At 53.9% G+C, this 23,091-nt stretch carries 27 protein-coding genes and 1 other annotated feature; of the genes, 10 read left to right on the forward strand and 17 right to left on the reverse strand.

Annotated elements, in window-relative coordinates:
- Window positions 1-19: 19 nt before the first annotated feature.
- The 13 genes from N5C09_RS07320 to thrS form a co-directional block, all read right to left on the reverse strand.
- Window positions 20-733 (reverse strand): EAL domain-containing protein, encoded by a 714-nt coding sequence (locus tag N5C09_RS07320; protein WP_063448973.1) that lies wholly within the window; start codon window positions 731-733, stop codon window positions 20-22.
- Between the two features lie 292 nt (window positions 734-1,025).
- Window positions 1,026-1,490: an NlpC/P60 family protein gene (locus N5C09_RS07325; protein ID WP_279748754.1), complete on the reverse strand. Its 465-nt coding sequence runs from the start codon at window positions 1,488-1,490 to the stop codon at window positions 1,026-1,028.
- A 72-nt stretch (window positions 1,491-1,562) separates the two neighbouring features.
- Window positions 1,563-2,318: a vitamin B12 ABC transporter ATP-binding protein BtuD gene (gene btuD, locus N5C09_RS07330; RefSeq protein WP_279748756.1), complete on the reverse strand. Its 756-nt coding sequence runs from the start codon at window positions 2,316-2,318 to the stop codon at window positions 1,563-1,565.
- Complete coding sequence (locus tag N5C09_RS07335) at window positions 2,318-2,869, reverse strand: glutathione peroxidase (protein ID WP_022650905.1); 552 nt, start codon at window positions 2,867-2,869, stop codon at window positions 2,318-2,320. Before N5C09_RS07335 ends, btuD begins: the two co-directional genes overlap by 1 nt.
- Before the next feature lie 33 nt (window positions 2,870-2,902).
- Window positions 2,903-3,883, reverse strand: coding sequence for a vitamin B12 ABC transporter permease BtuC (btuC, locus tag N5C09_RS07340; RefSeq protein ID WP_279748757.1), 981 nt, complete (start codon window positions 3,881-3,883; stop codon window positions 2,903-2,905).
- A 103-nt stretch (window positions 3,884-3,986) separates the two neighbouring features.
- Complete coding sequence (gene ihfA, locus N5C09_RS07345) at window positions 3,987-4,286, reverse strand: integration host factor subunit alpha (RefSeq protein ID WP_003857805.1); 300 nt, start codon at window positions 4,284-4,286, stop codon at window positions 3,987-3,989.
- 4 nt (window positions 4,287-4,290) lie between these two features.
- Window positions 4,291-6,678 carry a phenylalanine--tRNA ligase subunit beta gene (gene pheT / locus N5C09_RS07350; protein WP_063866466.1) on the reverse strand — a complete coding sequence of 796 codons (2,388 nt, stop codon included), beginning with the start codon at window positions 6,676-6,678 and terminating at the stop codon, window positions 4,291-4,293.
- Between the two features lie 15 nt (window positions 6,679-6,693).
- Window positions 6,694-7,677 carry a phenylalanine--tRNA ligase subunit alpha gene (gene pheS, locus N5C09_RS07355; RefSeq protein ID WP_193527163.1) on the reverse strand — a complete coding sequence of 328 codons (984 nt, stop codon included), beginning with the start codon at window positions 7,675-7,677 and terminating at the stop codon, window positions 6,694-6,696.
- 62 nt (window positions 7,678-7,739) lie between these two features.
- Window positions 7,740-7,864 (reverse strand) — a sequence feature (Phe leader region).
- Window positions 7,815-7,859 carry a pheST operon leader peptide PheM gene (gene pheM / locus N5C09_RS07360; RefSeq protein WP_001386830.1) on the reverse strand — a complete coding sequence of 15 codons (45 nt, stop codon included), beginning with the start codon at window positions 7,857-7,859 and terminating at the stop codon, window positions 7,815-7,817. (Overlaps the previous feature by 45 nt.)
- A 117-nt stretch (window positions 7,865-7,981) precedes the next feature.
- Window positions 7,982-8,338, reverse strand: coding sequence for a 50S ribosomal protein L20 (rplT, locus tag N5C09_RS07365; RefSeq protein ID WP_000124850.1), 357 nt, complete (start codon window positions 8,336-8,338; stop codon window positions 7,982-7,984).
- A gap of 50 nt (window positions 8,339-8,388) precedes the next feature.
- Entirely contained in the window at window positions 8,389-8,586 is a 198-nt protein-coding gene (gene rpmI, locus N5C09_RS07370) for a 50S ribosomal protein L35 (protein ID WP_001124225.1), read from the reverse strand.
- A 97-nt stretch (window positions 8,587-8,683) separates the two neighbouring features.
- On the reverse strand, window positions 8,684-9,226 hold the full coding sequence (gene infC / locus N5C09_RS07375; protein WP_059287945.1) for a translation initiation factor IF-3: 543 nt from the start codon (window positions 9,224-9,226) through the stop codon (window positions 8,684-8,686).
- Window positions 9,227-9,229: 3 nt separating this feature from the next.
- On the reverse strand, window positions 9,230-11,158 hold the full coding sequence (gene thrS / locus N5C09_RS07380; RefSeq protein ID WP_063448978.1) for a threonine--tRNA ligase: 1,929 nt from the start codon (window positions 11,156-11,158) through the stop codon (window positions 9,230-9,232).
- Between the two features lie 322 nt (window positions 11,159-11,480).
- On the opposite strand from thrS, the gene yncL reads away from it, so the two are divergent.
- The gene (gene yncL / locus N5C09_RS07385; protein WP_074160885.1) at window positions 11,481-11,573 is read left to right on the forward strand and encodes a stress response membrane protein YncL; all 93 of its coding nucleotides are present in this window, start codon (window positions 11,481-11,483) and stop codon (window positions 11,571-11,573) included.
- 98 nt (window positions 11,574-11,671) lie between these two features.
- On the forward strand, window positions 11,672-11,779 hold the full coding sequence (gene yniD / locus N5C09_RS07390; protein WP_003857815.1) for a small membrane protein YniD: 108 nt from the start codon (window positions 11,672-11,674) through the stop codon (window positions 11,777-11,779).
- 178 nt (window positions 11,780-11,957) lie between these two features.
- On the opposite strand, the gene N5C09_RS07395 is transcribed toward yniD, so the two are convergent.
- A complete protein-coding gene (locus N5C09_RS07395) occupies window positions 11,958-12,191 on the reverse strand; it encodes a hypothetical protein (RefSeq protein ID WP_063448979.1) in 234 nt (77 codons plus the stop codon).
- A 263-nt stretch (window positions 12,192-12,454) separates the two neighbouring features.
- Complete coding sequence (locus N5C09_RS07400; RefSeq protein ID WP_063448980.1) at window positions 12,455-13,213, reverse strand: YdiY family protein; 759 nt, start codon at window positions 13,211-13,213, stop codon at window positions 12,455-12,457.
- A gap of 296 nt (window positions 13,214-13,509) precedes the next feature.
- Between N5C09_RS07400 and pfkB the strand changes: the two genes are divergently transcribed.
- The 3 genes from pfkB to N5C09_RS07415 all read left to right on the forward strand — a co-directional run bounded on the left by pfkB (window position 13,510) and on the right by N5C09_RS07415 (window position 15,789).
- Window positions 13,510-14,442 carry a 6-phosphofructokinase II gene (gene pfkB, locus N5C09_RS07405; protein ID WP_063866465.1) on the forward strand — a complete coding sequence of 311 codons (933 nt, stop codon included), beginning with the start codon at window positions 13,510-13,512 and terminating at the stop codon, window positions 14,440-14,442.
- Window positions 14,443-14,532: 90 nt separating this feature from the next.
- On the forward strand, window positions 14,533-14,823 hold the full coding sequence (gene ghoS / locus N5C09_RS07410; protein ID WP_003857822.1) for a type V toxin-antitoxin system endoribonuclease antitoxin GhoS: 291 nt from the start codon (window positions 14,533-14,535) through the stop codon (window positions 14,821-14,823).
- Window positions 14,824-14,928: 105 nt separating this feature from the next.
- Window positions 14,929-15,789 (forward strand): fructosamine kinase family protein, encoded by an 861-nt coding sequence (locus tag N5C09_RS07415; RefSeq protein ID WP_279748758.1) that lies wholly within the window; start codon window positions 14,929-14,931, stop codon window positions 15,787-15,789.
- Window positions 15,790-15,822: 33 nt separating this feature from the next.
- Here N5C09_RS07415 and N5C09_RS07420 read toward each other — a convergent pair whose 3' ends face one another.
- Window positions 15,823-16,359, reverse strand: coding sequence for a YniB family protein (locus tag N5C09_RS07420; RefSeq protein WP_063866463.1), 537 nt, complete (start codon window positions 16,357-16,359; stop codon window positions 15,823-15,825).
- Between the two features lie 141 nt (window positions 16,360-16,500).
- Here N5C09_RS07420 and hxpB point away from each other — a divergent pair, with 141 nt between their 5' ends.
- From hxpB to tcyP, 4 genes are all read left to right on the forward strand, one after another.
- Window positions 16,501-17,172, forward strand: coding sequence for a hexitol phosphatase HxpB (hxpB, locus tag N5C09_RS07425; protein ID WP_107535171.1), 672 nt, complete (start codon window positions 16,501-16,503; stop codon window positions 17,170-17,172).
- Window positions 17,173-17,301: 129 nt separating this feature from the next.
- Window positions 17,302-18,063, forward strand: a complete 762-nt coding sequence (gene kduD, locus N5C09_RS07430) for a 2-dehydro-3-deoxy-D-gluconate 5-dehydrogenase KduD (protein ID WP_279748759.1) — start codon at window positions 17,302-17,304, stop codon at window positions 18,061-18,063.
- Window positions 18,064-18,158: 95 nt separating this feature from the next.
- A complete protein-coding gene (locus N5C09_RS07435) occupies window positions 18,159-18,749 on the forward strand; it encodes a metal-dependent hydrolase (protein ID WP_015570742.1) in 591 nt (196 codons plus the stop codon).
- Between the two features lie 127 nt (window positions 18,750-18,876).
- Complete coding sequence (gene tcyP, locus N5C09_RS07440) at window positions 18,877-20,268, forward strand: cystine/sulfocysteine:cation symporter (RefSeq protein ID WP_063866461.1); 1,392 nt, start codon at window positions 18,877-18,879, stop codon at window positions 20,266-20,268.
- Window positions 20,269-20,316: 48 nt separating this feature from the next.
- Here the strand turns inward: tcyP and cedA are convergent, their stop codons facing one another.
- Complete coding sequence (cedA, locus tag N5C09_RS07445; protein ID WP_063866459.1) at window positions 20,317-20,556, reverse strand: cell division activator CedA; 240 nt, start codon at window positions 20,554-20,556, stop codon at window positions 20,317-20,319.
- Window positions 20,557-20,757: 201 nt separating this feature from the next.
- Between cedA and katE the strand changes: the two genes are divergently transcribed.
- Window positions 20,758-23,007, forward strand: a complete 2,250-nt coding sequence (gene katE / locus N5C09_RS07450) for a catalase HPII (RefSeq protein ID WP_279748760.1) — start codon at window positions 20,758-20,760, stop codon at window positions 23,005-23,007.
- Window positions 23,008-23,091 lie beyond the last annotated feature (84 nt).

Consider the following 23,091-nt stretch of genomic DNA (forward strand, 5'->3'; position numbering starts at 1 on the left):
ACACGGGCGAAGAAAGGGGTTATTGCTGAACGAGGGTCGTGACGCGTTCAGCCGGGACGGCAGGCCACAGGGTTCCCTGCATTGCACCAAAATTGAAGGGCAGCACGCGTTGCAGGATGCCGTGATCGTCAATTCCTGAGACCATGACCGACTGACAGTGCGGCGTGATTTGCCAGAGAATAGCGCGCATAAAAGGCTCAAAGGAGAGCGCCGAAACGCGCTGCTGGATGAAGTTTTTATCCAGAATGACCCGTTTGAACAAACCATCATAAACCGGCTTAAGGGACGCGGCCCCTGCACCAAAGTTAGCCAGCACTAATGGGAAATGGATCGCCATTCTTGCCAGCGTCAGATCGTCTTTTCCGTTATTTAAACCTGGATAGTTCTCATTAACAGTAAACTCAAGAAACGGATAACGCTCAAGGATTGAAACAGCGTTCTCATTAGTTAATAAAAACTCAACAATTGCGGGTGTAATATTGATCCATGCAATTAACTGATGCTGAATAAAAAATAGCTTACAGGTATCGAGTAATTGCAGTTTCTCCTGAAACAGCGCTAATTCATCTTCCCGGGAAAGATGCGGGATAACCAGTTCCGTCGGGATTCGTACGTCCGTACCCACGCCAGTAAAGTTAACCAAAATCTCTAAACCTTTAAGCAAACCTGCACTATCACGCGCCGGAAGCAGTAAAAGTTCAGACTGGTAAGCATTATCTAGCGTAATAATCATCGCGCTTGTCCTGCATTAAAGATGAGAGAGAACATCCTGGAGCAATTGCAGGCACAATTCCACTGTCTTGATTTTAATAAGTTTAATTTCATTCTTTCCGTATTAATTTTCAGATTTTTCCCTGAATCTTTAATAATTTTATCCTGGTTATTGAATAATAGCCAGTTTTAGATAAAACAGGCACATGCCGACATAAATAATTGGGCAAAAATTTAACTTTAATCAACCCGTAAGAAAAGCCTGACGGCTATATTCACCGCCAGGCTCCCCGCACTGCATCTTTATGCATCGGTTAAATACGTCTGGCCTGCCAGAAGTTTTTACGCCAGTAAACATTATCGAGAGAGGAGCGCATCACGCCACGGCTGGTCGAGGCATGAATGAACTGATTATCGGTGTCATAAATGCCGACATGAAGGCCGCTTTCACCGGAGCCTGTTTTAAAAAAGACCAGGTCGCCGGGCAGGAGCTCGTCTTTATCAATCTCAGTGCCGATCTCCGCCTGCATACGCGTTTCACGCGGAAGCTGTAGTTCAAATTTATCGCGGAAGGTCATCAGCACGAATCCCGAGCAATCCACCCCGCCCCGGCTCATGCCACCGTAGCGATAGGGGGTGCCGCGCCAGTTGCTGAGCTGATCGTTCAGGCTGGCAATGACCGTAATGGAATCGGAAAGCCGTGGGTTGGGCGGAGGTGCACGATGGCTACTGCATCCTGCAAGAAAGAGCGCCGCAACAAGGAGAAACCAGAATCGCATTTCAGACGAATCCTCTGCTTTTTTTGTTCTTTCGGTAATTTAGCGTGCATCTACGCGGCTGTGCAAGAAAGGTTATTCCTGCGCCGTGGAGATGAGCATCTTGTGGCCTTCAATATCCAGCCTCCGGAACGACATGTGGTAAGCACTCGCAAGATTGGGGGCCGTCAGCACGCTGTCGCGCGGTCCGCTGGCAATCAGCTTGCCACGGGCCAGCAACCACACCCGATGGGCGTGGCGCAACGTATGGTTTAAATCATGACTGCTCATCACAATGGTAATGCCCTTGCGGCAGAGCGCGCTGAGCAGGGCATCCAGCGCGGCCTGCTGGGCAACGTCCAGCCCGCTCATTGGCTCGTCCAGCAGCAGCAACCGCCCGTGAGGATTTCCGGACGGATGGATCTGAAGAATGACGGCGGCCAGACGCACGCGCTGCCACTCGCCGCCGGAAAGCTGGCTGGCCTGTCGGGTGAGCTTATCGTCTAACCCGAGCGCCGCGGCAACGTCGTGGAGCAATGCAACCTGATTTTTATCAGGCAGGTGCAGCGTCAGGTAGTGCCAGACCGGCATCGCAAAGGGCGGCACCTGCTGCTGAACCAGATAGCTTCGACGGGAGGCGAGCGTAGCGGGTAGCCATTCGTCAAGAGATTGCCCTAGAAAGGTAATCTCCCCTTCCCCGGCGGTCAGCCCCGCCATGCGCGCCAGCAGCGTGCTCTTCCCGGCACCGTTTGGCCCAACCAGGTGAAGCATTTCCCCTGCGTTGACGGTGGCGCTTACAGGCTCAAGACGTCCCTTCCCGGCAACGTCTGTGAGCTGCATCAGCAGCGACATTATTTCGCCAGCGCCAGCTTGATAGATTCCATCACGATAGGATCTTCAGGCGTCATGTCCGGGGAAAAACGCTGTACGACCTGACCGTCACGGCCAATCAGGAATTTTTCGAAGTTCCACAGAATATCGTCCGGATAGAGCGGCGCCCGGCCTTTGCTTGCCATGCGCTCGTAGAAACCACTCTCTTCAGGCGCAACCGCTGTCGGCGCCGCAGCCACCAGCTTGGCATACAGCGGATGACGATTTTCCCCGTTCACATCAATTTTGCTGAACATCGGGAACGTCACGCCATAGGTCGTGCTGCAAAAGGTCTTAATCTCCTCTTCGCTGCCCGGCTCCTGCCCCAGGAACTGGTTGCACGGGAAGCCGAGCACGGTAAAGCCGTCTTTTTCCCAGGCTTTATGAATATTTTCCAGCTGTTCATACTGCGGCGTCAGGCCGCATTTCGACGCCACGTTCACGATGAGCAGCACCTTGCCCTTGTAGCCTTCCAGCGTGGTTTTCTCGCCGTCAATGGTGGTCACTTCGGTATTCAGAATATCAGACTGCATAGCATTCCCTCAGGTTGACTTACGGGTAGTGTGTTAACGTCCAGCTTTCAATAATAGCCAGATAAAGACCGGCGCGCCCAGCGTCGCGGTCACCACGCCAATGGGCAGCTCTGCGGCGGACAGAGCGAGCCGGGCGATGATATCGGCAATCAGCAGCGTTGCCGCCCCGGCAATCGCCGTGGCCGGGAGCAGGGTTCGATGGTCCGTAATGCCGCACAGACGCAGCATATGCGGGATCACCAGCCCAATAAAGCCAATCGCACCCGCCAGCGCCACGCTTACGCCCACCATCCAGCCGATAGCGATAACCAGCACGTTGCGCCAGAACCCAATCGGCATCCCAAGCTGACGAGCAGACATTTCACCCAGCGCGAGCATGTTCAGCGGCTGCGCCTGGAATGCCGTCCACAGAATGACCGGGAGCAGGAGCAGCATCAGCCATCCCTGACGCCAGTCAACGCCCCCAAAGCCCCCCATCATCCAGTACATCAGCTGGCGCAGATCAAAAGAGGTGGAGAAGTAGACGGCCCAGGTCATCAACGCACTACAGATGATCCCTAATGCCACCCCGGCAAGCAGCAGACGGCTGGTGGATAAGTGGCGTCGGGCAAAGCGCAGCAGGATGAGGGTTATCAACAGCGCGCCAAGAATGGCGCTGAGGCTAATCCCCCAGGCGGAGAGCTCGCCTCCTCCCAGCATCACAGCGGCGATTAGCCCGACGCCTGCGCCATTCGACACCCCCAGAAGCCCGGGTTCCGCCAGCGGGTTTTCAAACAGTGCCTGCATGATCGTGCCGCACAGCGCCAGGGCAGCGCCGACTAAAAGGACCGCCAGCGTCCGCGGCAGACGGATCTGCCAGACAAAGATCTGTCCCTCCGGCGTAAACCAGCTTGCCGGCCCCAGCCACCGATCGCCCGCACACAGACTGACCGTGGTGGCGACAAACAACAGCACCCCGAGCAGACACAGGCGGCGGAGATCGGAGCGGTGCTGGCGACGGGCAAGATCAAGCATAGACGATAGGTTATCCGGTTGAGATATCATTGATTTTACGGCGGGTTTGGCAAATAGCGCAAAGAAAAAAGGCCGCGTGAGCGGCCTTTTTAGTTAGTTCATATTACTCTGCTTTGGGCGTTGCGTTTTCGACACGGCTTTTTAACTTCTGACCGGGTCTGAAGGTCACCACGCGGCGGGCTGTAATGGGAATATCTTCCCCCGTCTTCGGGTTACGGCCCGGACGTTGGTTTTTGTCTCGCAAATCAAAATTGCCAAAGCCGGAGAGTTTTACCTGCTCACCATTTTCCAGAGCACGACGGATCTCTTCGAAAAACAGCTCTACCAGCTCTTTGGCATCCCGTTTGCTAAGCCCAAGCTTATCAAACAGATATTCTGACATTTCAGCTTTTGTAAGCGCCATAGGTTCAATCCCTCAATGATGCCTGGAATCGCTCTTTTAATGCCTCTACACATTTGGCGACGGTAGCGGCAATCTCCTCTTCTTCGAGTGTACGGCTGGTATCCTGAAGGATAAGGCTAATAGCGAGGCTCTTGAAACCTTCTGCTACGCCCTTGCCGCGGTACACGTCAAATAAGTTTACGCCAACTACCTGATTTACGCCAACTTTCTTACATTCGGCCAAAATATCTGCTGCGGGCACATTTTCGGCGACCACAACCGCGATATCACGGCGGTTTGCAGGGAAGCGAGAGATGTCCTGCGCCTGAGGAATCACGCGGTCTGCAACCGGGCTCCACTCCAGCTCGAACACGATGGTACGGCCATTCAGGTCCAGCTTACGTTCCAGCTCTGGGTGAACAACGCCAATGAAACCAACGCGTTTGCCGTCTAAATAAATCGCCGCACTCTGGCCCGGATGCAGGGCCGGAATCGCTTCTGCACGGAATTCAATTTCGGATAATTTACCGGTCAGATCGAGAATAGCTTCCAGATCGCCCTTCATATCGTAGAAATCAACCGTCCCTTTTGCCAGGTCCCAGTGCTCTTCATAGCGGTTACCGCTGATGGCGCCCGCCAGCATGAGATCCTGACGGATGCCTAAATTCGCCTGAGTATCCGGTACAAAGCGCAAGCCGCTTTCGAAAATACGCACGCGGTTTTGCTGACGGTTCTGGTTATAAACGACAGTGCCCAGCAGGCCGGTCCACAGGGACAGACGCATCGCTGACATCTCGCTGGAAATCGGGCTTGGCAGGATCAGGGCTTCCTGACCCGGGTGGATCAGCTGTTGCAGCTTAGGATCAACGAAGCTGTAGGTGATCACTTCCTGGTAGCCTTTGTCGTTCAGCATGGTTTTCACACGCTTCAGAGACAGGTCGGCTTCACGATGGCTGCCCATCACCAGACCCGCCTGCACCGGCTCGTCAGGGATGTTGTTGTAGCCGTAAACGCGGGCCACTTCTTCCACCAGATCTTCTTCGATCTCCATGTCGAAACGCCAGGATGGCGCAACGGCTTTCCACTCGTCCTGACCTTCTGTCACTTCACAGCCCAGACGCGTCAGAATGTCGGTCACCTGCGCATCGGCAACGTGATGACCAATCAGGCGATCCAGCTTGCTGCGGCGCAGGGTAATGGTCGCACGCTTCGGCAGCGTCGCGTCGTTGGTCACATCGATAACCGGACCGGCTTCGCCGCCGCAGATGTCGATCAGCAGGCGGGTCGCACGCTCCATCGCTTTGTATTGCAGCGCAGGATCTACGCCACGCTCATAGCGGTGAGAGGCGTCAGTGTGCAGGCCGTGACGACGCGCGCGACCGGTAATGGAGAGCGGGCTGAAGAACGCGCATTCCAGCAGGACGTTTTGCGTCTCGTCATTGACGCCAGAGTGCTCGCCGCCGAAGATACCGCCCATTGCCAGCGCTTTGCTGTGGTCAGCAATCACCAGGGTGTCGGCGTTCAGCTTCGCTTCGCTGCCGTCCAGCAGCACCAGGGTTTCGCCCTCTTTCGCCATGCGCACCACAATACCGCCTTCGATACGATCTTTATCGAACGCGTGCATTGGCTGGCCCAGCTCCAGCAGAACGTAGTTAGTAACGTCAACCACCGCGTCGATAGAACGGATACCGCAGCGACGCAGTTTCTCTTTCATCCACAGTGGGGTTGGCGCTTTAACGTTAATGCCTTTCACCACGCGGCCCAGGTAGCGCGGACAAGCGTCAACGGCGTCAACCTGAATTGGCAGCGTGTCGCTGATGGTTGCCTCAACCGGCGCGATCTCCGGCACGTTCAGCTCGGTCTGGTTCAGCACGGCCACGTCGCGGGCCACGCCGATGATGCCCAGGCAGTCGGCACGGTTAGGCGTCACGCTGATTTCGATGGTGTTATCATCAAGCTTCAGGTATTCGCGGATGTCAGTGCCAATCGGCGCATCCAGCGGCAGCTCGATGATGCCGTTGTGATCGTCGGAAATCCCCAGCTCGGAGAAGGAGCACAGCATGCCTTCAGACGGCTCACCGCGCAGTTTAGCGGCTTTGATTTTGAAATCGCCCGGCAGTACCGCGCCCACGGTCGCCACGGCCACCTTCAGCCCCTGACGGCAGTTTGGTGCGCCGCAGACGATATCCAGCAGACGGTCACCGCCCACGTTCACTTTTGTTACGCGCAGTTTGTCGGCGTTAGGATGCTGGCCGCACTCCACCACTTCACCTACTACTACGCCGGTGAAAGCGCCAGATACGGGCTCTACGCCATCAACTTCCAGGCCCGCCATGGTGATCTGGTTGGAAAGCGCTTCGCTGTCCAGCGTGGTGTTAACCCATTCGCGTAACCACAGTTCACTGAATTTCATTGTTCTGTCCTGCCCTTATTTAAACTGTTTGAGGAAACGCAGATCGTTTTCGAAGAACGCACGTAAATCGGTTACGCCGTAGCGCAGCATGGTCAGACGCTCCATACCCATACCGAACGCAAAGCCGGAATACACTTCCGGATCGATACCCACGTTGCGCAGCACGTTTGGATGCACCATGCCGCAGCCCAGCACTTCCAGCCATTTGCCGTTTTTACCCATCACGTCCACTTCCGCAGACGGTTCGGTGAACGGGAAGTAGGACGGACGGAAGCGAACCTGCAAATCTTCCTCAAAGAAGTTGTTCAGGAAATCGTGCAGCGTGCCTTTCAGGTTGGTAAAGCTGATGTTTTTATCAACAATCAGACCTTCCATCTGGTGGAACATTGGGGTGTGCGTCTGATCGTAGTCGTTACGGTATACGCGGCCCGGCGCGATGATGCGGATAGGCGGTTCCTGTTCCTTCATGGTGCGGATCTGAACGCCGGAGGTCTGGGTACGCAGCAGACGGGTGGCGTCGAACCAGAAAGTGTCGTGGTCAGCGCGTGCCGGATGATGGCCAGGAATGTTCAGGGCATCGAAGTTGTGGTAATCATCTTCGATTTCCGGGCCAGTCGCCACGGTAAAGCCGAGCTCACCGAAGAAACTTTCAATACGATCGATGGTGCGGGTCACCGGATGCAGGCCGCCGTTTTCAGTACGACGCCCCGGCAGAGAAACGTCGATGGTTTCTGCTGCCAGACGCGCATTCAGTACGGCGCTTTCCAGCTCGGCTTTACGGGCGTTCAGCGCCTGCTGCACCTGCTCTTTGGCTTCGTTAATCACTGCACCTGCTGCCGGGCGTTCCTCTGCTGGCAGTTCACGCAGGGTAGTCATCTGAAGGGTCAAATGCCCTTTCTTGCCCAGATATTCGACGCGGACATTGTCTAACGCGGCAACATCTGAGGCCTGGTTAATGGCGGCCGTTGCACTGGCAACCAGCTCTGCGAGATGTGACATGGTTTTCCTCATTATGTCGGTGCAGACACCGAATTGTTGGACGTATTCTCTCAAATTCAGGCACAAAAAAAGCCTCCATCGGGAGGCTTATCTGGCGCTGTTTTTCGTTTCATCTTTCACGCGCTAGCCTCCTGATGTCAGGTGCTAAAGTAAAAGAAGAAGCGGAAAATAGCAGCATTCATGCTTGCGTTACCTTGTAGGGTAAAAACCGTTAAGACCTTATTGAAAAGCCTGCACGGATAAATGTCAATCTTCTGATGGTGTTGAATGAAAAGAGGAGGCAAAGCCTCCTCTTTCAACTGGCTTATGCCAGTGCTGCTTTCGCTTTTTCGACCAGAGCGGTGAACGCTACTTTGTCGAATACTGCGATGTCAGCCAGGATCTTACGGTCGATTTCAACAGAGGCTTTTTTCAGGCCGTTGATGAATTTGCTGTAAGAAATACCGTTCTGACGTGCTGCTGCGTTGATACGCGCAATCCACAGTTGACGGAACTGACGCTTACGCTGACGACGGTCACGGTAAGCGTACTGACCTGCTTTGATAACAGCCTGGAAGGCAACGCGGTATACGCGTGAACGCGCACCGTAGTAGCCTTTAGCTTGTTTCAAAATTTTCTTGTGACGTGCACGTGCAATTACACCACGTTTTACGCGAGCCATGTGTGCTCTCCTGTATCTATTCTAAGTTAAAAAAGTTAAACGTTAACGACTTATGCGTACGGCAGGCACGCGATGACCAGGCCCAGATCGCCTTTAGAAACCATGGCTTTTGGACGCAGGTGACGTTTACGCTTGGTAGCTTTCTTAGTCAGAATGTGACGCAGGTTAGCGTGCTTGTGCTTAAAACCACCTTTACCGGTTTTTTTGAAGCGCTTAGCAGCACCGCGTACGGTCTTAATTTTTGGCATTTTAATAACTTCCACTTCGCATTGTTAAATAAACGAAACATAGGCGAACAAAACCTATGGGGCCCGAAGGCTCCACAGATTCTGCTGCTTGAAGGCCTTACTGTTTCTTCTTAGGAGCGAGCACCATGATCATCTGGCGGCCTTCGATCTTCGTAGGGAAGGATTCGACTACTGCCAGTTCACTCAGATCTTCACGGACGCGGTTAAGCACTTCCATACCAATCTGTTGGTGGGCCATCTCACGACCGCGGAAACGCAGCGTGATTTTGGCCTTATCGCCATCTTCCAGAAAGCGAATCAGGCTGCGGAGTTTTACCTGATAATCGCCATCGTCGGTACCAGGACGGAATTTAATTTCCTTAACCTGGATAACTTTTTGCTTCTTCTTCTGTTCCTTAGAAGACTTACTCTTTTCATAAAGGAACTTGCCGTAGTCCATGATACGACAAACTGGCGGTTCGGCGTTAGGGCTGATTTCAACTAAATCTACTCCAGCTTCTTCAGCCTTTTCGATCGCTTCTCTCAGACTCACAATCCCCAGCTGCTCGCCTTCCAGACCTGTTAAGCGAACTTCCTGGGCGCGAATCTCGCCATTGATACGATTCGGACGTGCCGTTTGAACTCGTTTTCCGCCTTTAATACCTTATTCCTCCAGTTGTTGAAGACTGCGGCTGCGAATCTCTTGTTGCAGCTTCTCAATCACTTCACTTACGTCCAGGCTCCCCAGGTCTTTACCACGGCGGGTGCGAACGGCAACTTTGCCTGCTTCCACCTCTTTATCACCACAGACCAACATATACGGGACACGACGTAAAGTGTGCTCGCGGATTTTAAAGCCAATCTTCTCATTTCTCAAGTCTGCTTTTACGCGAATGCCCGCATTTTGTAGTTTCTGCGTCAATTCTTTAACGTAATCCGCCTGAGAATCGGTAATGTTCATCACCACCACCTGCACTGGCGCAAGCCAGGTCGGGAAGAAGCCCGCGAACTCTTCGGTCAGGATGCCGATGAAGCGCTCCAGTGAACCGAGAATAGCACGGTGAATCATGACCGGCACCTGACGCTCGTTGTCTTCGCCAACATAAGAGGCGCTTAAACGCTGCGGCAGGGAGAAGTCCAGCTGTACCGTTCCGCACTGCCATGCGCGATCGAGGCAGTCATACAGGGTAAATTCAATTTTCGGACCGTAGAATGCGCCCTCGCCCAACTGGTATTCGAATGGAATCCCATTCTCTTCCAGCGCCACGGCGAGATCCGCTTCTGCGCGATCCCATGTCTCATCGCTGCCGATACGTTTTTCCGGACGCGTTGAGAGTTTGACCACGATCTTCTCGAAGCCAAAGGTGCTGTACATATCGTAGACCATACGAATACAGGCGTTAACTTCATCACGTACCTGATCTTCAGTACAGAAGATATGCGCATCATCCTGAGTAAAGCCACGAACGCGCATCAGACCGTGCAGCGCACCCGATGGTTCGTTACGGTGGCAGCTACCGAACTCTGCCATACGCAGCGGCAGATCGCGGTAGGATTTCAGACCCTGGTTAAAGATCTGAACGTGGCCCGGGCAGTTCATTGGCTTGATGCAGTATTCACGGTTCTCAGACGAGGTGGTGAACATCGCATCTTTATAGTTGTCCCAGTGGCCGGTTTTTTCCCACAGCACACGGTCCATCATGAACGGGCCTTTCACTTCCTGATACTGGTACTCTTTCAGCTTGGAACGTACGAACGTTTCCAGTTCACGGAAGATAGTCCAGCCGTCGTTATGCCAGAACACCATCCCCGGCGCTTCTTCCTGCATATGATACAGGTCAAGCTGCTTACCGATTTTACGGTGGTCACGTTTAGCCGCCTCTTCCAGGCGTTGCAGGTACGCGTTCAGGGCTTTTTTATCGGCCCACGCGGTACCATAGATGCGCTGCAACATCTTGTTGTTGCTGTCGCCACGCCAGTAGGCGCCTGCGATTTTCATCAGTTTAAAGTGATGACAGAAGCGCATATTCGGCACGTGCGGTCCACGGCACATGTCGACGTATTCTTCGTGATGGTACAAGCCAGGCTTGTCATCATGCGAAATGTTTTCGTCAAGAATCGAGACTTTATAGCTCTCGCCGCGCTTCACGAAGGTTTCACGCGCTTCGTGCCAGCTGACTTTCTTCTTGATGACGTCATAGTTAGTTTCGGCGAGCTCGTGCATACGTTTTTCGAGCGCGTCGATATCTTCCTGGGTCAGGGTGTGGTCAAGGTCAACGTCGTAGTAGAAACCGTTGTCGATAACCGGGCCGATCGCCATTTTGGTGTTTGGCCACAGCTGCTTGATAGCATGACCTAACAGGTGCGCGCAGGAGTGACGAATGATCTCCAGACCTTCTTCGTCTTTCGCGGTGATGATTGAGAGCGTCGCATCGTTTTCAATAACATCAGACGCATCTACCAGCTCACCGTTTACGCGGCCTGCAATGGTTGCTTTTGCGAGTCCAGGACCGATGTCCAGGGCTACATCCATTGGGCTTACAGCGTGGTCGAAATGGCGTTGGCTGCCATCAGGAAGAGTAATTACAGGCATTTTATATCCTTATTTGCAGTGATGCCCCACACATAAGAGCATATACAAAGAAAATAATCGTGATTAAACAGTAGATTAGGAACCATCTGACCAACAATCGTCAAATTGGTTCGTCATCCTCTGCCAGCCGAAATCAGACAAAGGCGAATATACGGCAAGCAGCCTAATGGTAACACTATTGAAAGGGCGAATGCATCCTCTGCGACCGTTTTGAACCGCTCATCCTTTTGTATGCGTTCATGAACTTTTGCTGACGGAGGCTCGCAATCCAAAAGTGCTGAGCTATTCTTGATCTGGTCCTTAAACATCGAAGGGGTATCACGTGAACGTATCCAGCAGAACCGTTGTGATATTGAATCTACTTTCCGCGGCTGGCCTGGTTTTGATTCTGGCCAACAGATTCCAGTGGTTTTGAGCCGAACCGGTGTTCTGGCATAACCTGTTGTCCCGGGTAAAGCGCTTTCTGGCGCAGACTTTGGTACACTAAGGGTATCAACTGACAAGGATTAGGTTATGCCAACAAAAAGATTTGCCGTTAAGCACTGGAAAATGGTCGTGGTATTAATTGCTATTTGCGGCGCGATGTTGCTGCTGCGCTGGGCTGCAATGATTTGGGGTTAATGTATTGTCAGAAAGGGAAGTCATTAGTGCTGAGGTCAGCGTAAACGTGCCGTTAATTTATTGAATAATCTTTAACTCTCTTTACGCCACCGGATTGTGAAAAACCGGTACATCATTATCCGGTTTTCGACAGGTTGTCATAGCGTTTATATTCCATCACAACGTGGCAGTTAATTTATCAGGACCACTCACCCGCTACCAGCTTATGCACATCAAACGCATCGTTCATTGACTGACCGGTAGACTGGGAGCCAGGGGCAATGTTAGAGCCCGCTTCAACATCAGAGGCGTTGGTGATTCCGATTTGGCTGTTAGCGTCACTGGCAGGTTGCGTCATATTATCAGCAGCAAAGACGCCAAATGAAAGTGCGGAAAGCACCATCGCTGCTGTAGCAGTTTTGATTGTTTTCATAATTTTATTCTCATACTAAATTAATGCAGAAAAAGCCTGAGGCGATTTTTTGCCTGTGGCGTAAGTGTAGATCTGGATCACACTTTTTCCTAGTCAAAATATTTATCAATTCGTGTCAAATAAACTGAATAAGCCGTGCACGCTTAATTATGGAGAAATGATGAAGAGGACGCATTCTGTTATTTTTAAAACGCCATTTAATATAATTAAGCACAGTTTCAAAAAATAAAAAACGGGCCGAGAAGAATCTCAGCCCGACGGAATTACATTTTATAACCTAAAGAAATCGTGGTTCTGCGATCGGTATGTTCCGGCGCAGAATCAGGGGGGGATGAGTTCCAGGTTACGTTGTACGCCACCTTGAGTCCAAAGTGTTCGTTGATGGCCACGTTCAACGCGCTTTCAGAGTTCAGGGTGGTATCTTCTGCACCAAACACCGACACGCCCTGGGTGAATTTAGCGTTGTCGGTCATCTGCCATGCGTAGGTGCCCGATGCATAACCCAGCGGCTGGGTTTCATCTTCGCCGTTGGTGTACTCGTCGTAACGCACACCCGGACCGAATTCAAAACGGAGGCTGTGTACCGGCCCATTCAGGAACTGACGACCATAACCCGCCGTCACGACATCGCGCTGGCGATAGCCGTTGAAGCGGTCTGTCAGCCAGCTCGCCTGCCCGAACAGGTAGTCATAATCGGTCATGTTGTAACGGCTACGTCCGCCTACCGCATATTTCTCCGAGGAGCGTTCATCGTTAGCAGACGTGTTGCTGGCATTTCCCCACAGCGACCAGGCTGTGGTGTTGCCGTACCAGGTCAGGGTGCTGTCTGCGGTCAGGGAGGAGCTTTTCGTGTTACCGGATTGCGCCAGATACCCGGCATTCAGGTTACCTTCAAAGGGTTTTTTGGCAGTGGAGGGGTCGTCCATGACAGTAAAAACGGTATCATCGGCGGTTGCGTTCAGTGACGCAAATACGCCACCCGCCAGCATCAGTGCTGCGGGTACTGTCTTCAAAAGCTTCATTATATTTAAGGAGTCCGTACAACAAAAAAAGAGACCGTCACGGTCTCGGAAACTTTCTTGCGGATCAATGACAAGGCGACCATAGAAAGGTAACAAATTATAAAAAGCCGCAAATAACATAGCAATAATTTCTTCTTTCATTTTTTGAATAAGAACGATCCCAAAACGCGTTTTATTTTATATGTCCTGCACAGGTTATTTGTCAGCATTCATTTTTAAAATCATACTGTTATTTACGTTGCCTTCCTGCCAAACGGTGCCAGGCTTAAAAGAACCCATGCTAAAAGGAGGTCATGATGGCTTCGATTTACACGCTGACGCTCTCCCCTTCCCTCGACTCCGCGACCATGACGCCGCAAATTTACCCGGAAGGTAAGCTGCGCTGTAGCGCGCCGGTGTTTGAACCCGGTGGCGGTGGTATTAACGTGGCGCGCGCCATTACCCATCTCGGCGGAAAAGCAACCGCCATCTTCCCTGCTGGCGGCGCCACGGGCGAACATCTGGTTGCGTTGCTGGCAGATGAACAGGTTGCGGTAGACACGGTAGACGCCAGAGACTGGACCCGGCAGAACCTGCACGTTCATGTTGAATCGAGCGGCGAACAGTATCGTTTTGTGATGCCGGGGGCAAAGCTGAGCGATGATGAGTTTCGTCAACTGGAAGAGAAAGTGCTGACCATTGAAAGCGGCTCATTGCTGGTCATCAGCGGTAGCCTGCCGCCGGGAATTGAAACAGAAAAGCTGACGGCGCTGGTTCAGGCGGTGCTCCAGCGCGGCATCCGCTGCATTGTTGATAGCTCAGGCGAAGCCCTGAAGGCGGCGTTAGAACCCGGGCAACTTGAACTCGTGAAACCTAACCAGAAAGAGCTGAGTGCGCTTGTCAATCGCGAGCTCAACCAGCCCGATGACGTGCGTACTGCCGCAGAAGAGCTGGTACGCACGGGCAAAGCGCATCGCGTGGTGGTCTCTCTCGGTCCTCAGGGTGCGCTGGCCGTCGACAAGACGGGCTGTGTGCAGGTCGTTCCACCACCGATGAAGAGCCAGAGCACCGTAGGTGCAGGTGACAGTATGGTTGGCGCGATGGTGCTGAAGCTGGCGCAGGGCGCTTCGCTTCTGGAGATGGCACGCTATGGCGTCGCGGCAGGGAGTGCGGCCACCATCAATCAGGGAACGCGGCTATGCTCGCTTGCGGATACCCAAAAAATTGTCGATTACCTGGCGAAAAGCTGAACATCTTCCCCCTCCTTTGGAGGGGGAAGTCGCTAAATAGCGCTTATCGACTATGCTAAGAAAACTTTCAGGATAACAACGAGGTGCATTATGAGCAGTGGTGATATCACCCGCTACGTCGTAACCGTCAATATTCATGAGGCGTCGCTGACCGAGCTGAATGAACTTAACAACGCTTTCACGCGGGCAAATTTTCTGCTCACGCTGACCGACGATGAAGGCAATATCCACGACCTCGGCTCGCTGGCTTTTGGCCTGATTAGCCCGCTAAGTCAGGAAGAGGTCAAGGCGCTGGCCAGCAGCCTGGTGGAAAGCGTGACTGACAAAGCGACAGAAATTGACGTGGATAGCTGGGAAAACTGGCACAAAAAAGAACAATAAGTGCCCTGTATAAAATTAAACCGCTCAGTTGTGCGTTAGTTCCTGTTTTTTTATTGCCGTTTTGCGCTAACTTTATGATCTGGCAGACAACATGGGAGAGACATCATGTGGCAGGCTATCAGTCATCTTTTAAGTGAGCAGCTGGGTGAAGGTGAAATTGAACTGCGTAACGAACTGCCAGGCGGAGAGATCCATGCCGCATGGCATTTACGCTACGCCGGGCGCGATCTTTTCGTGAAATGTGATGAACGCGAATTGCTTCCCATTTTTACTGCCGAAGCCGATCAGCTTGAGCTGTTATCGCGCAGTAAAACCGTCACCGTTCCGCAGGTTTTAGCCGTCGGCAGCGATCGCGACTACAGCTTTCTGGTGATGAACTATCTCCCCGCGCGCCCTCTGGATGCCCATAACGCCTTTATCCTTGGTCAACAGATTGCCCGCCTGCATCAGTGGAGCGATCAGCCTCAGTTCGGGCTCGATTTTGATAACGACCTCTCCACCACGCCGCAGCCAAACGCGTGGCAGCGTCGCTGGTCGACATTTTTCGCCGAGCAGCGAATCGGCTGGCAGCTGGAGCTGGCCGCTGAAAAGGGGCTGGCGTTCGGCAACATCGATGCGATTGTTGAACACGTCCAGCAGCGCCTGGCCTCGCATCAGCCTCAGGCTTCACTGTTGCACGGGGATTTATGGTCGGATAACTGTGCGCTTGGGCCTGATGGACCTTATATATTTGACCCGGCCTGCTACTGGGGCGACAGAGAGTGCGACCTCGCAATGCTGCCGCTGCACCCTGAACAGCCGCCACAAATTTATGATGGCTACCAGTCGGTCTCGCCTTTGCCACCTGGCTTTCTCGAACGCCAGCCGGTGTATCAGCTATACACCCTGCTCAACCGGGCCATCCTGTTTGGCGGAAATCATCTGGTCAACGCCCAGCGTGCGCTGGACCGCATTCTGGCGGCATAACGTAAGGGGGGCGCAACACGCCCCCTTCAGCATTTACAGGAAGCCGAGCAGCGTAAAGAAGAAATACCCGGCCACAATGATAATGACCGGCAGAACGTAGAGCGGGAAAAACTGCACAAAGATGGTATGGCGCGGAACGACAATGCGCGATTCGATCTGCTCGCGGGTCATTCCCTCAGGACCTTTGGCCTTCTCAAGGATCATCTGGTCTTCAACCCCTTCACGTAAAAAGCGGGTCTGGCGACTCATGCGTGCGCCGGAGGCCTGCAACGCCATTGCGATAAAGATCAGCGCATAGATTATCCAGAAGCCAACGTTAAGCTGGTGGTGAAAATCCGGCGTGGGCGAGTTAAACCAGAACACGTTCAGGAACGGGGTATTAAACCGCATCATCTCAATCATTACGTGGGCAAAATCAAGCATGACGGCATTGATGCCCGGCTGTTTTTCGCTGTGATCGTACATAAATTTGAGTACGGAAATCAGCGTTGAAATCAGGGCGGGAATGAAAATAACCCAACCAGCAATACGTTTTAAGATCGCAATGCGTCCAGCTTGTTGATACGTCATCAGTTCCTCTTAATAAAGACGCGTTATTTGTGCCTAAGTCTACCTGCTGTCGGTCATTTTCGCCCGATCTTTGGATGCGATATGCTAAATTGCTTGTGCTTAGCCCCGTTAGTCTTACCTCTAAGATAAGGAGAAGTTGTAATGTCGACACCGCGCCAGATACTTGCCGCTATTTTTGACATGGATGGATTGCTGATTGATTCCGAACCCCTGTGGGATCGGGCTGAACTGGACGTGATGGCCAGCCTCGGCGTCGATATCAGTCGTCGTAACGAACTCCCCGATACCCTGGGGCTGCGTATCGATATGGTGGTCGATCTTTGGTATGCCCACCAGCCATGGGTTGGACCGGATCGCGACGAAGTCACGGCGCGCATTATCAACCGCGCTATCTCCCTGGTTGAAGAATATAAGCCACTGTTACCGGGCGTCCATGACGCTATCGCCCTGTGCAAGGCGCAAGGACTGAAAGTGGGGCTGGCTTCCGCCTCACCTCTGCATATGCTGGAAAAAGTGCTGACGATGTTTGGGCTGCGCGACAGCTTCGACGCGCTGGCCTCGGCCGAAAAGCTGCCTTACAGCAAGCCGCACCCGCAGGTGTATATGGACTGCGCCGCGAAACTGGGGCTGGATCCGCTCACCTGCGTGGCGCTGGAAGATTCCGTTAACGGCATGATAGCGTCCAAAGCCGCACGTATGCGCTCCATCGTTGTGCCTGCTGAAGAAGGCCGACACGATCCTCGTTTTGCCCTCGCGGATGTCAGGCTGACGTCTCTTGAAGAACTGACTGTCCGCCATCTGCGCGGAGAGTGACCCTCTTTTCAGGCAGCTTCGGCTGCCTGCATCACAAAATTAAAACATCGTTTTACTTTATTTGCTTTTCTCATTCCAGGCTCCTATCCTTACGTGCAAAATGACAATAATCTGACTTCTGAGGCGCGTATGATACTGGATGCTTTTACTCTGGCAGGAAAAGTGGCGATGGTGACCGGGTGCGATACCGGCCTGGGTCAGGGCATGGCCATTGCCCTCGCCGAGGCAGGATGCGATATCGTGGGTGTTAACCGCAAGGTTCCTGACGAAACGGCAGCGCGCGTCACGGCGCTGGGACGACGCTTTATCGCGATTCGCGCCGATCTCGGCAAGCATGAGAACATTCAGAGCGTCGTGGATACCGCTGTTAAAGAGATGGGACGCATTGATATTCTGGTCAACAATGCCGGCACCATTCGTCGGTGCGAAGCGCTGGAATTCAGCGAAAAAGACTGGGACGAAGTCATCGACCTGAACCTGAAATCGGTCTTTTTCCTCTCGCAGGCGGTGGCCAAACGGTTTATCGATCAGGGTCAGGGCGGAAAAATCATTAACATTGCCTCCATGCTCTCCTTTCAGGGCGGCATTCGGGTGCCCTCTTATACGGCCTCGAAAAGCGGCATCCTCGGGCTCACCCGCCTGCTGGCAAACGAATGGGCGCCGCTGGGCATTAACGTGAACGCTATCGCGCCGGGTTATATGGCGACAAATAACACCCAACAGCTTCGCGATGATAAGCAACGCAGCCAGGCGATCCTCGAGCGTATTCCGGCGGGACGCTGGGGACTGCCGGAGGATTTACAGGGGCCGGTGGTGTTTCTGGCCTCAGGAGCCTCTGATTACGTCAACGGCCATACCCTCGCCGTAGACGGCGGCTGGCTGGCGCGCTAATCGCGCGTTTGTGACAAAGAGTTACACCGTCACCTCTTTCGCACACTGTATAAAAACCCTATACTGTATGAATTGACAGTTTACCGGGTTTTATCATGACGGCGGAAGGCCACCTGCTTTTTTCACTTGCCTGTGCAGTGTTTGCTAAAAACGCTGAACTGACCCCTGTGCTGGCACAGGGGGACTGGTGGCATATTGTCCCTTCTGCCGTACTGACCTGCCTGTTGCCGGACATCGACCATCCCAAATCCTTCCTCGGTCAACGGCTGAAGTGGATTTCAAAACCCATCGCCAGAGCCTTTGGTCATCGCGGGTTCACCCACAGCCTGCTGGCCGTGTTTGGTCTGTTAACCCTCTTTTATCTGAAGGTTCCTGAGAGCTGGATAGTCCCGGCGGATGCCATTCAGGGCATGGTGCTCGGTTACTTGAGCCATATCCTGGCGGATATGCTTACGCCTGCGGGCGTTCCGCTGCTCTGGCCCTGCCGCTGGCGTTTCCGCCTGCCGATCCTCGTGCCGCAAAAGGGCAACCAGCTGGAGCGCGTGCTGTGCATGGCGCTGTTTGCGTATGCCGTCTGGATGCCGCAGACGCTGCCCGAAAATGGTGCAGTGCGCTGGTCGTCGCAGATGATCAACTCGCTGCAATTTCAGTTCAATCGTTTTATTAATCACCAGATTGAACATTAAACCGACAATATAATCACTTTTGTCATAAACCATTCCATATGGATATAAGCGCCACATCACACTTCTGATAACCTTGCGCCAACAGGTTCGGTAAAAACCGACCGAATAATAAATCAGGAGAACGGGGATGAATTTTCCACTCATCGCGAACATTGTTGTGTTCGTCGTATTGCTATTGCTTCTCGCCCAGGCTCGCCACAAACAGTGGAGCCTGGCGAAAAAGGTGCTGGTCGGTCTGGTGATGGGCGTGGTGTTTGGCCTGGCCTTACACGCTATTTACGGCTCCGACAGCCCGGTACTGAAAGATTCTATTCAGTGGTTCAACATTGTCGGTAACGGCTATGTACAGCTGCTGCAAATGATCGTCATGCCGCTGGTATTCGCTTCTATCCTGAGCGCCGTGGCCCGTCTGCATAATGCGTCTCAGCTGGGTAAAATCAGTTTCCTGACCATTGGCACCCTGCTCTTCACCACGCTGATTGCGGCGCTGGTGGGTGTGCTGGTGACCAATCTGTTTGGCCTGACCGCTGAAGGTCTGGTGCAGGGCAGCGCTGAAACCGCGCGTCTGACGGCTATTCAGACCAACTACGTGGGTAAAGTGGCCGATCTGACCGTTCCGCAGATGGTGCTCTCCTTCATTCCGAAGAACCCGTTTGCTGACCTGACCGGTGCAAGCCCAACCTCCATTATCAGTGTGGTGATCTTCGCGGCGTTCCTGGGCGTGGCGGCGCTGAAGCTACTGAAGGACGATGCGCCGAAAGGCGAGCGCGTGCTGACTGCCATCGATACCCTGCAAAGCTGGGTGATGAAGCTGGTGCGTCTGGTCATGCAGCTGACGCCTTACGGTGTCCTGGCGCTGATGACCAAAGTCGTTGCAGGATCAAACCTGCAAGACATCATCAAGCTTGGCAGCTTTGTGATTGCCTCGTACCTCGGTCTGGGCATCATGTTTGTTGTGCACGGCATTCTGCTGGCGGTGAACGGCGTTGGCCCGCTGAAATACTTCCGTAAAGTCTGGCCGGTACTGACCTTCGCCTTTACCAGCCGTTCCAGCGCGGCATCTATTCCGCTGAACGTCGAAGCACAGACCCGTCGTCTTGGTGTGCCGGAGTCAATCGCCAGCTTCTCGGCCTCTTTTGGCGCCACCATCGGCCAGAACGGCTGTGCGGGCCTCTACCCGGCGATGCTGGCCGTGATGGTTGCCCCAACCGTCGGCATTAACCCGCTGGATCCGGTCTGGATTGCGACGCTGGTCGGTATCGTGACCATTAGCTCCGCCGGTGTTGCAGGCGTGGGCGGCGGCGCGACCTTCGCTGCGCTGATTGTTCTGCCTGCGCTGGGCCTGCCGGTGACGCTGGTCGCCCTGCTGATCTCTGTTGAACCGCTTATCGACATGGGTCGTACCGCGCTGAACGTGAGTGGCTCAATGACCGCCGGTACCCTGACCAGCCAGTGGCTGAAGCAGACCGACAAAACCATTCTCGACAGTGAAGAAGATGCCGAACTGGCCCATCGTTAATCACTGCCGAAATAAAAAAACCGCCTGAGGGCGGTTTTTTTATGGCTGTCATTCTTCAACCTCTTCATCCTGGCGCATCTGCACCGCCCATCGCTGCGCCGATTCCGGCACCGTAAACGCAGGGGAGCGACGGAAGTGCTCGCCAATCAGCACGAAGGCAACGTATTTACCCCGCAGCATCCAGACATCGCGAAAACCATCCACCTTCAGGGCATGGTCTGGCGGCGCGGGCTCAACGCGGGGTACATAGCTAATAACCTGGCGGTTTTGTTGACGAAGAGGTTTCATAAGCGACGGATTCACTAAAGCAAATTCTTAAAGCAGGAAATTTCTATCATAGCCGATTCTCCCCCCGCCCGTCGCGCCTGACGTAAGGCAGAGGGCTCCTTTCGCTAATCAATATCTGAAAACGCTTAGTTCGCCTGCTAATTCTTAACATTGTTCTATCCTTAATAGGGTTTTTAGGAATGAACAAAGGAGAAGCGTGCAATGTCGAACAATGATAAACCACATCAGTCACCCATTCATGGCACTGAAGAATCTCAACCGGGAATGGACTCACTTGCCCCCGCCGACGGCTCACACAAACCTTCACCGGGTCCTTCCGCACCGGGTGAACAGCCTACCGCCCCGGGCAGCATGAAAGCCCCGGAAACGGAAAACGAAAAGCTGAAATCGCTCGATCCTCACCGTAAGGGCGGTGAAGGCCATGCGCTGACCACGAACCAGGGCGTTCGCATTGCCGATGACCAGAACTCCCTGCGCGCCGGGACGCGCGGCCCAACGCTGCTGGAAGATTTCATCCTGCGCGAAAAAATCACCCATTTCGACCATGAGCGTATCCCTGAGCGTATCGTCCACGCTCGCGGCTCCGCGGCGCACGGCTATTTCCAGCCGTACAAGAGCCTGACGGAGATCACGAAAGCGGATTTCCTTTCCGACCCGAACAAAATCACACCGGTATTTGTGCGCTTCTCTACCGTACAGGGCGGCGCTGGCTCGGCTGACACGGTGCGTGATATCCGCGGCTTCGCCACTAAATTCTATACCGAAGAAGGTATTTTCGACCTGGTCGGTAACAACACCCCGGTGTTCTTCATTCAGGATGCGCATAAGTTTCCTGACTTTGTCCATGCGGTAAAACCGGAGCCACACTGGGCCATACCGCAGGGACAAAGTGCGCACGATACCTTCTGGGACTACGTCTCCCTGCAACCGGAAACGCTGCACAACGTGATGTGGGCGATGTCTGACCGGGGGATCCCGCGCAGCTATCGCACCATGGAAGGGTTTGGTATTCACACCTTCCGTCTTATTAACGCCGAAGGCAAAGCAACGTTTGTGCGCTTCCACTGGAAACCGGTCGCGGGGAAAGCGTCGCTGGTGTGGGATGAAGCGCAGAAGCTCACCGGGCGCGATCCGGACTTCCACCGTCGTGAACTGTGGGAATCCATTGAAGCCGGAGATTTCCCGGAATACGAGCTGGGGTTACAGCTGATCCCGGAAGAGGACGAGTTTAAATACGACTTCGACCTGCTCGACCCAACAAAGCTAATTCCTGAAGAGCTGGTGCCGGTTCAGCTGGTGGGCAAAATGGTGCTTAACCGCAACCCGGATAACTTCTTCGCGGAGAATGAGCAGGCTGCGTTCCACCCGGGCCATATTGTGCCGGGGCTGGATTTCACCAACGATCCGCTGCTCCAGGGCCGTCTGTTCTCTTATACCGATACGCAGATCAGCCGTCTCGGCGGACCAAACTTCCACGAAATTCCGATCAACCGTCCTACCTGCCCTTACCATAACTTCCAGCGTGACGGGATGCATCGTCAGGATATCGACACCAACCCGGCGAACTACGAGCCGAACTCCATTAACGATAACTGGCCGCGCGAAACGCCGCCGGGACCAAAACGTGGCGGATTCGAGTCGTACCAGGAGCGCGTGGACGGAACAAAAATTCGCGAACGCAGCCCGTCCTTCGGCGAGTATTATGCCCACCCTCGCCTGTTCTGGAACAGCCAGACCCCGATCGAACAGCAGCACATTATCGGCGGCTTCAGCTTTGAGCTGAGTAAAGTGGTGCGCACCTACATTCGCGAGCGCGTTGTCGACCATCTGGCACATATCGATATCCAGCTTGCGCAGGGCGTGGCGAATAACCTCGGCATTACGCTCACCGACGAGCAATGCCATGCCGCACCGCCAAAAGACGTCAACGGGCTGAAGAAAGATCCGTCCCTGAGCCTGTACGCGGTACCTGGCGGATCGATTAAAGGCCGCGTGGTGGCTATCCTGCTGAACGATAAACCGCGCGCCAGCGACGTACTGGGGGTCATGCGGGCGCTCAAAACCCAGGGCGTACATGCCAAACTGCTTTACTCGCGCATGGGTGAAGTGACGGCTGACGATGGCTCCGTCCTGCCGATTGCCGCGACCTTCGCCGGGGCACCGTCGCTGACGGTTGACGCGGTGATTATGCCGTGCGGCGACGTTGAGAGTCTGCTCGGCAACGGTGATGCCGCCTATTATCTGCTGGAAGCCTATAAGCACCTGAAGCCAATCGCCCTGGCAGGCGATGCGCGGAAGTTTAAATCTCTGCTGAAGGTACCGGATCAAGGGGAAGAAGGCATTGTCGAAGGTGATAACGTTGACGATGCGTTTATGACCCGGCTGTTTGACCTGCTCGCCGCGCACCGCGTGTGGTCGCGCAGCAGCAAGACCGACCAGATACCGGCGTAAAAAAAGCCGGGTGGCGCTGCGCTTACCCGGCCTACATTTCGATTGCTTTTGTAGGCCCGGTAAGGCGAAGCCGCCACCGGGCTT

The sequence above is a fragment of the Enterobacter sp. GD03975 genome (assembly GCF_029838645.1).
Classification (GTDB): Bacteria; Pseudomonadota; Gammaproteobacteria; order Enterobacterales; family Enterobacteriaceae; genus Enterobacter; species Enterobacter quasihormaechei.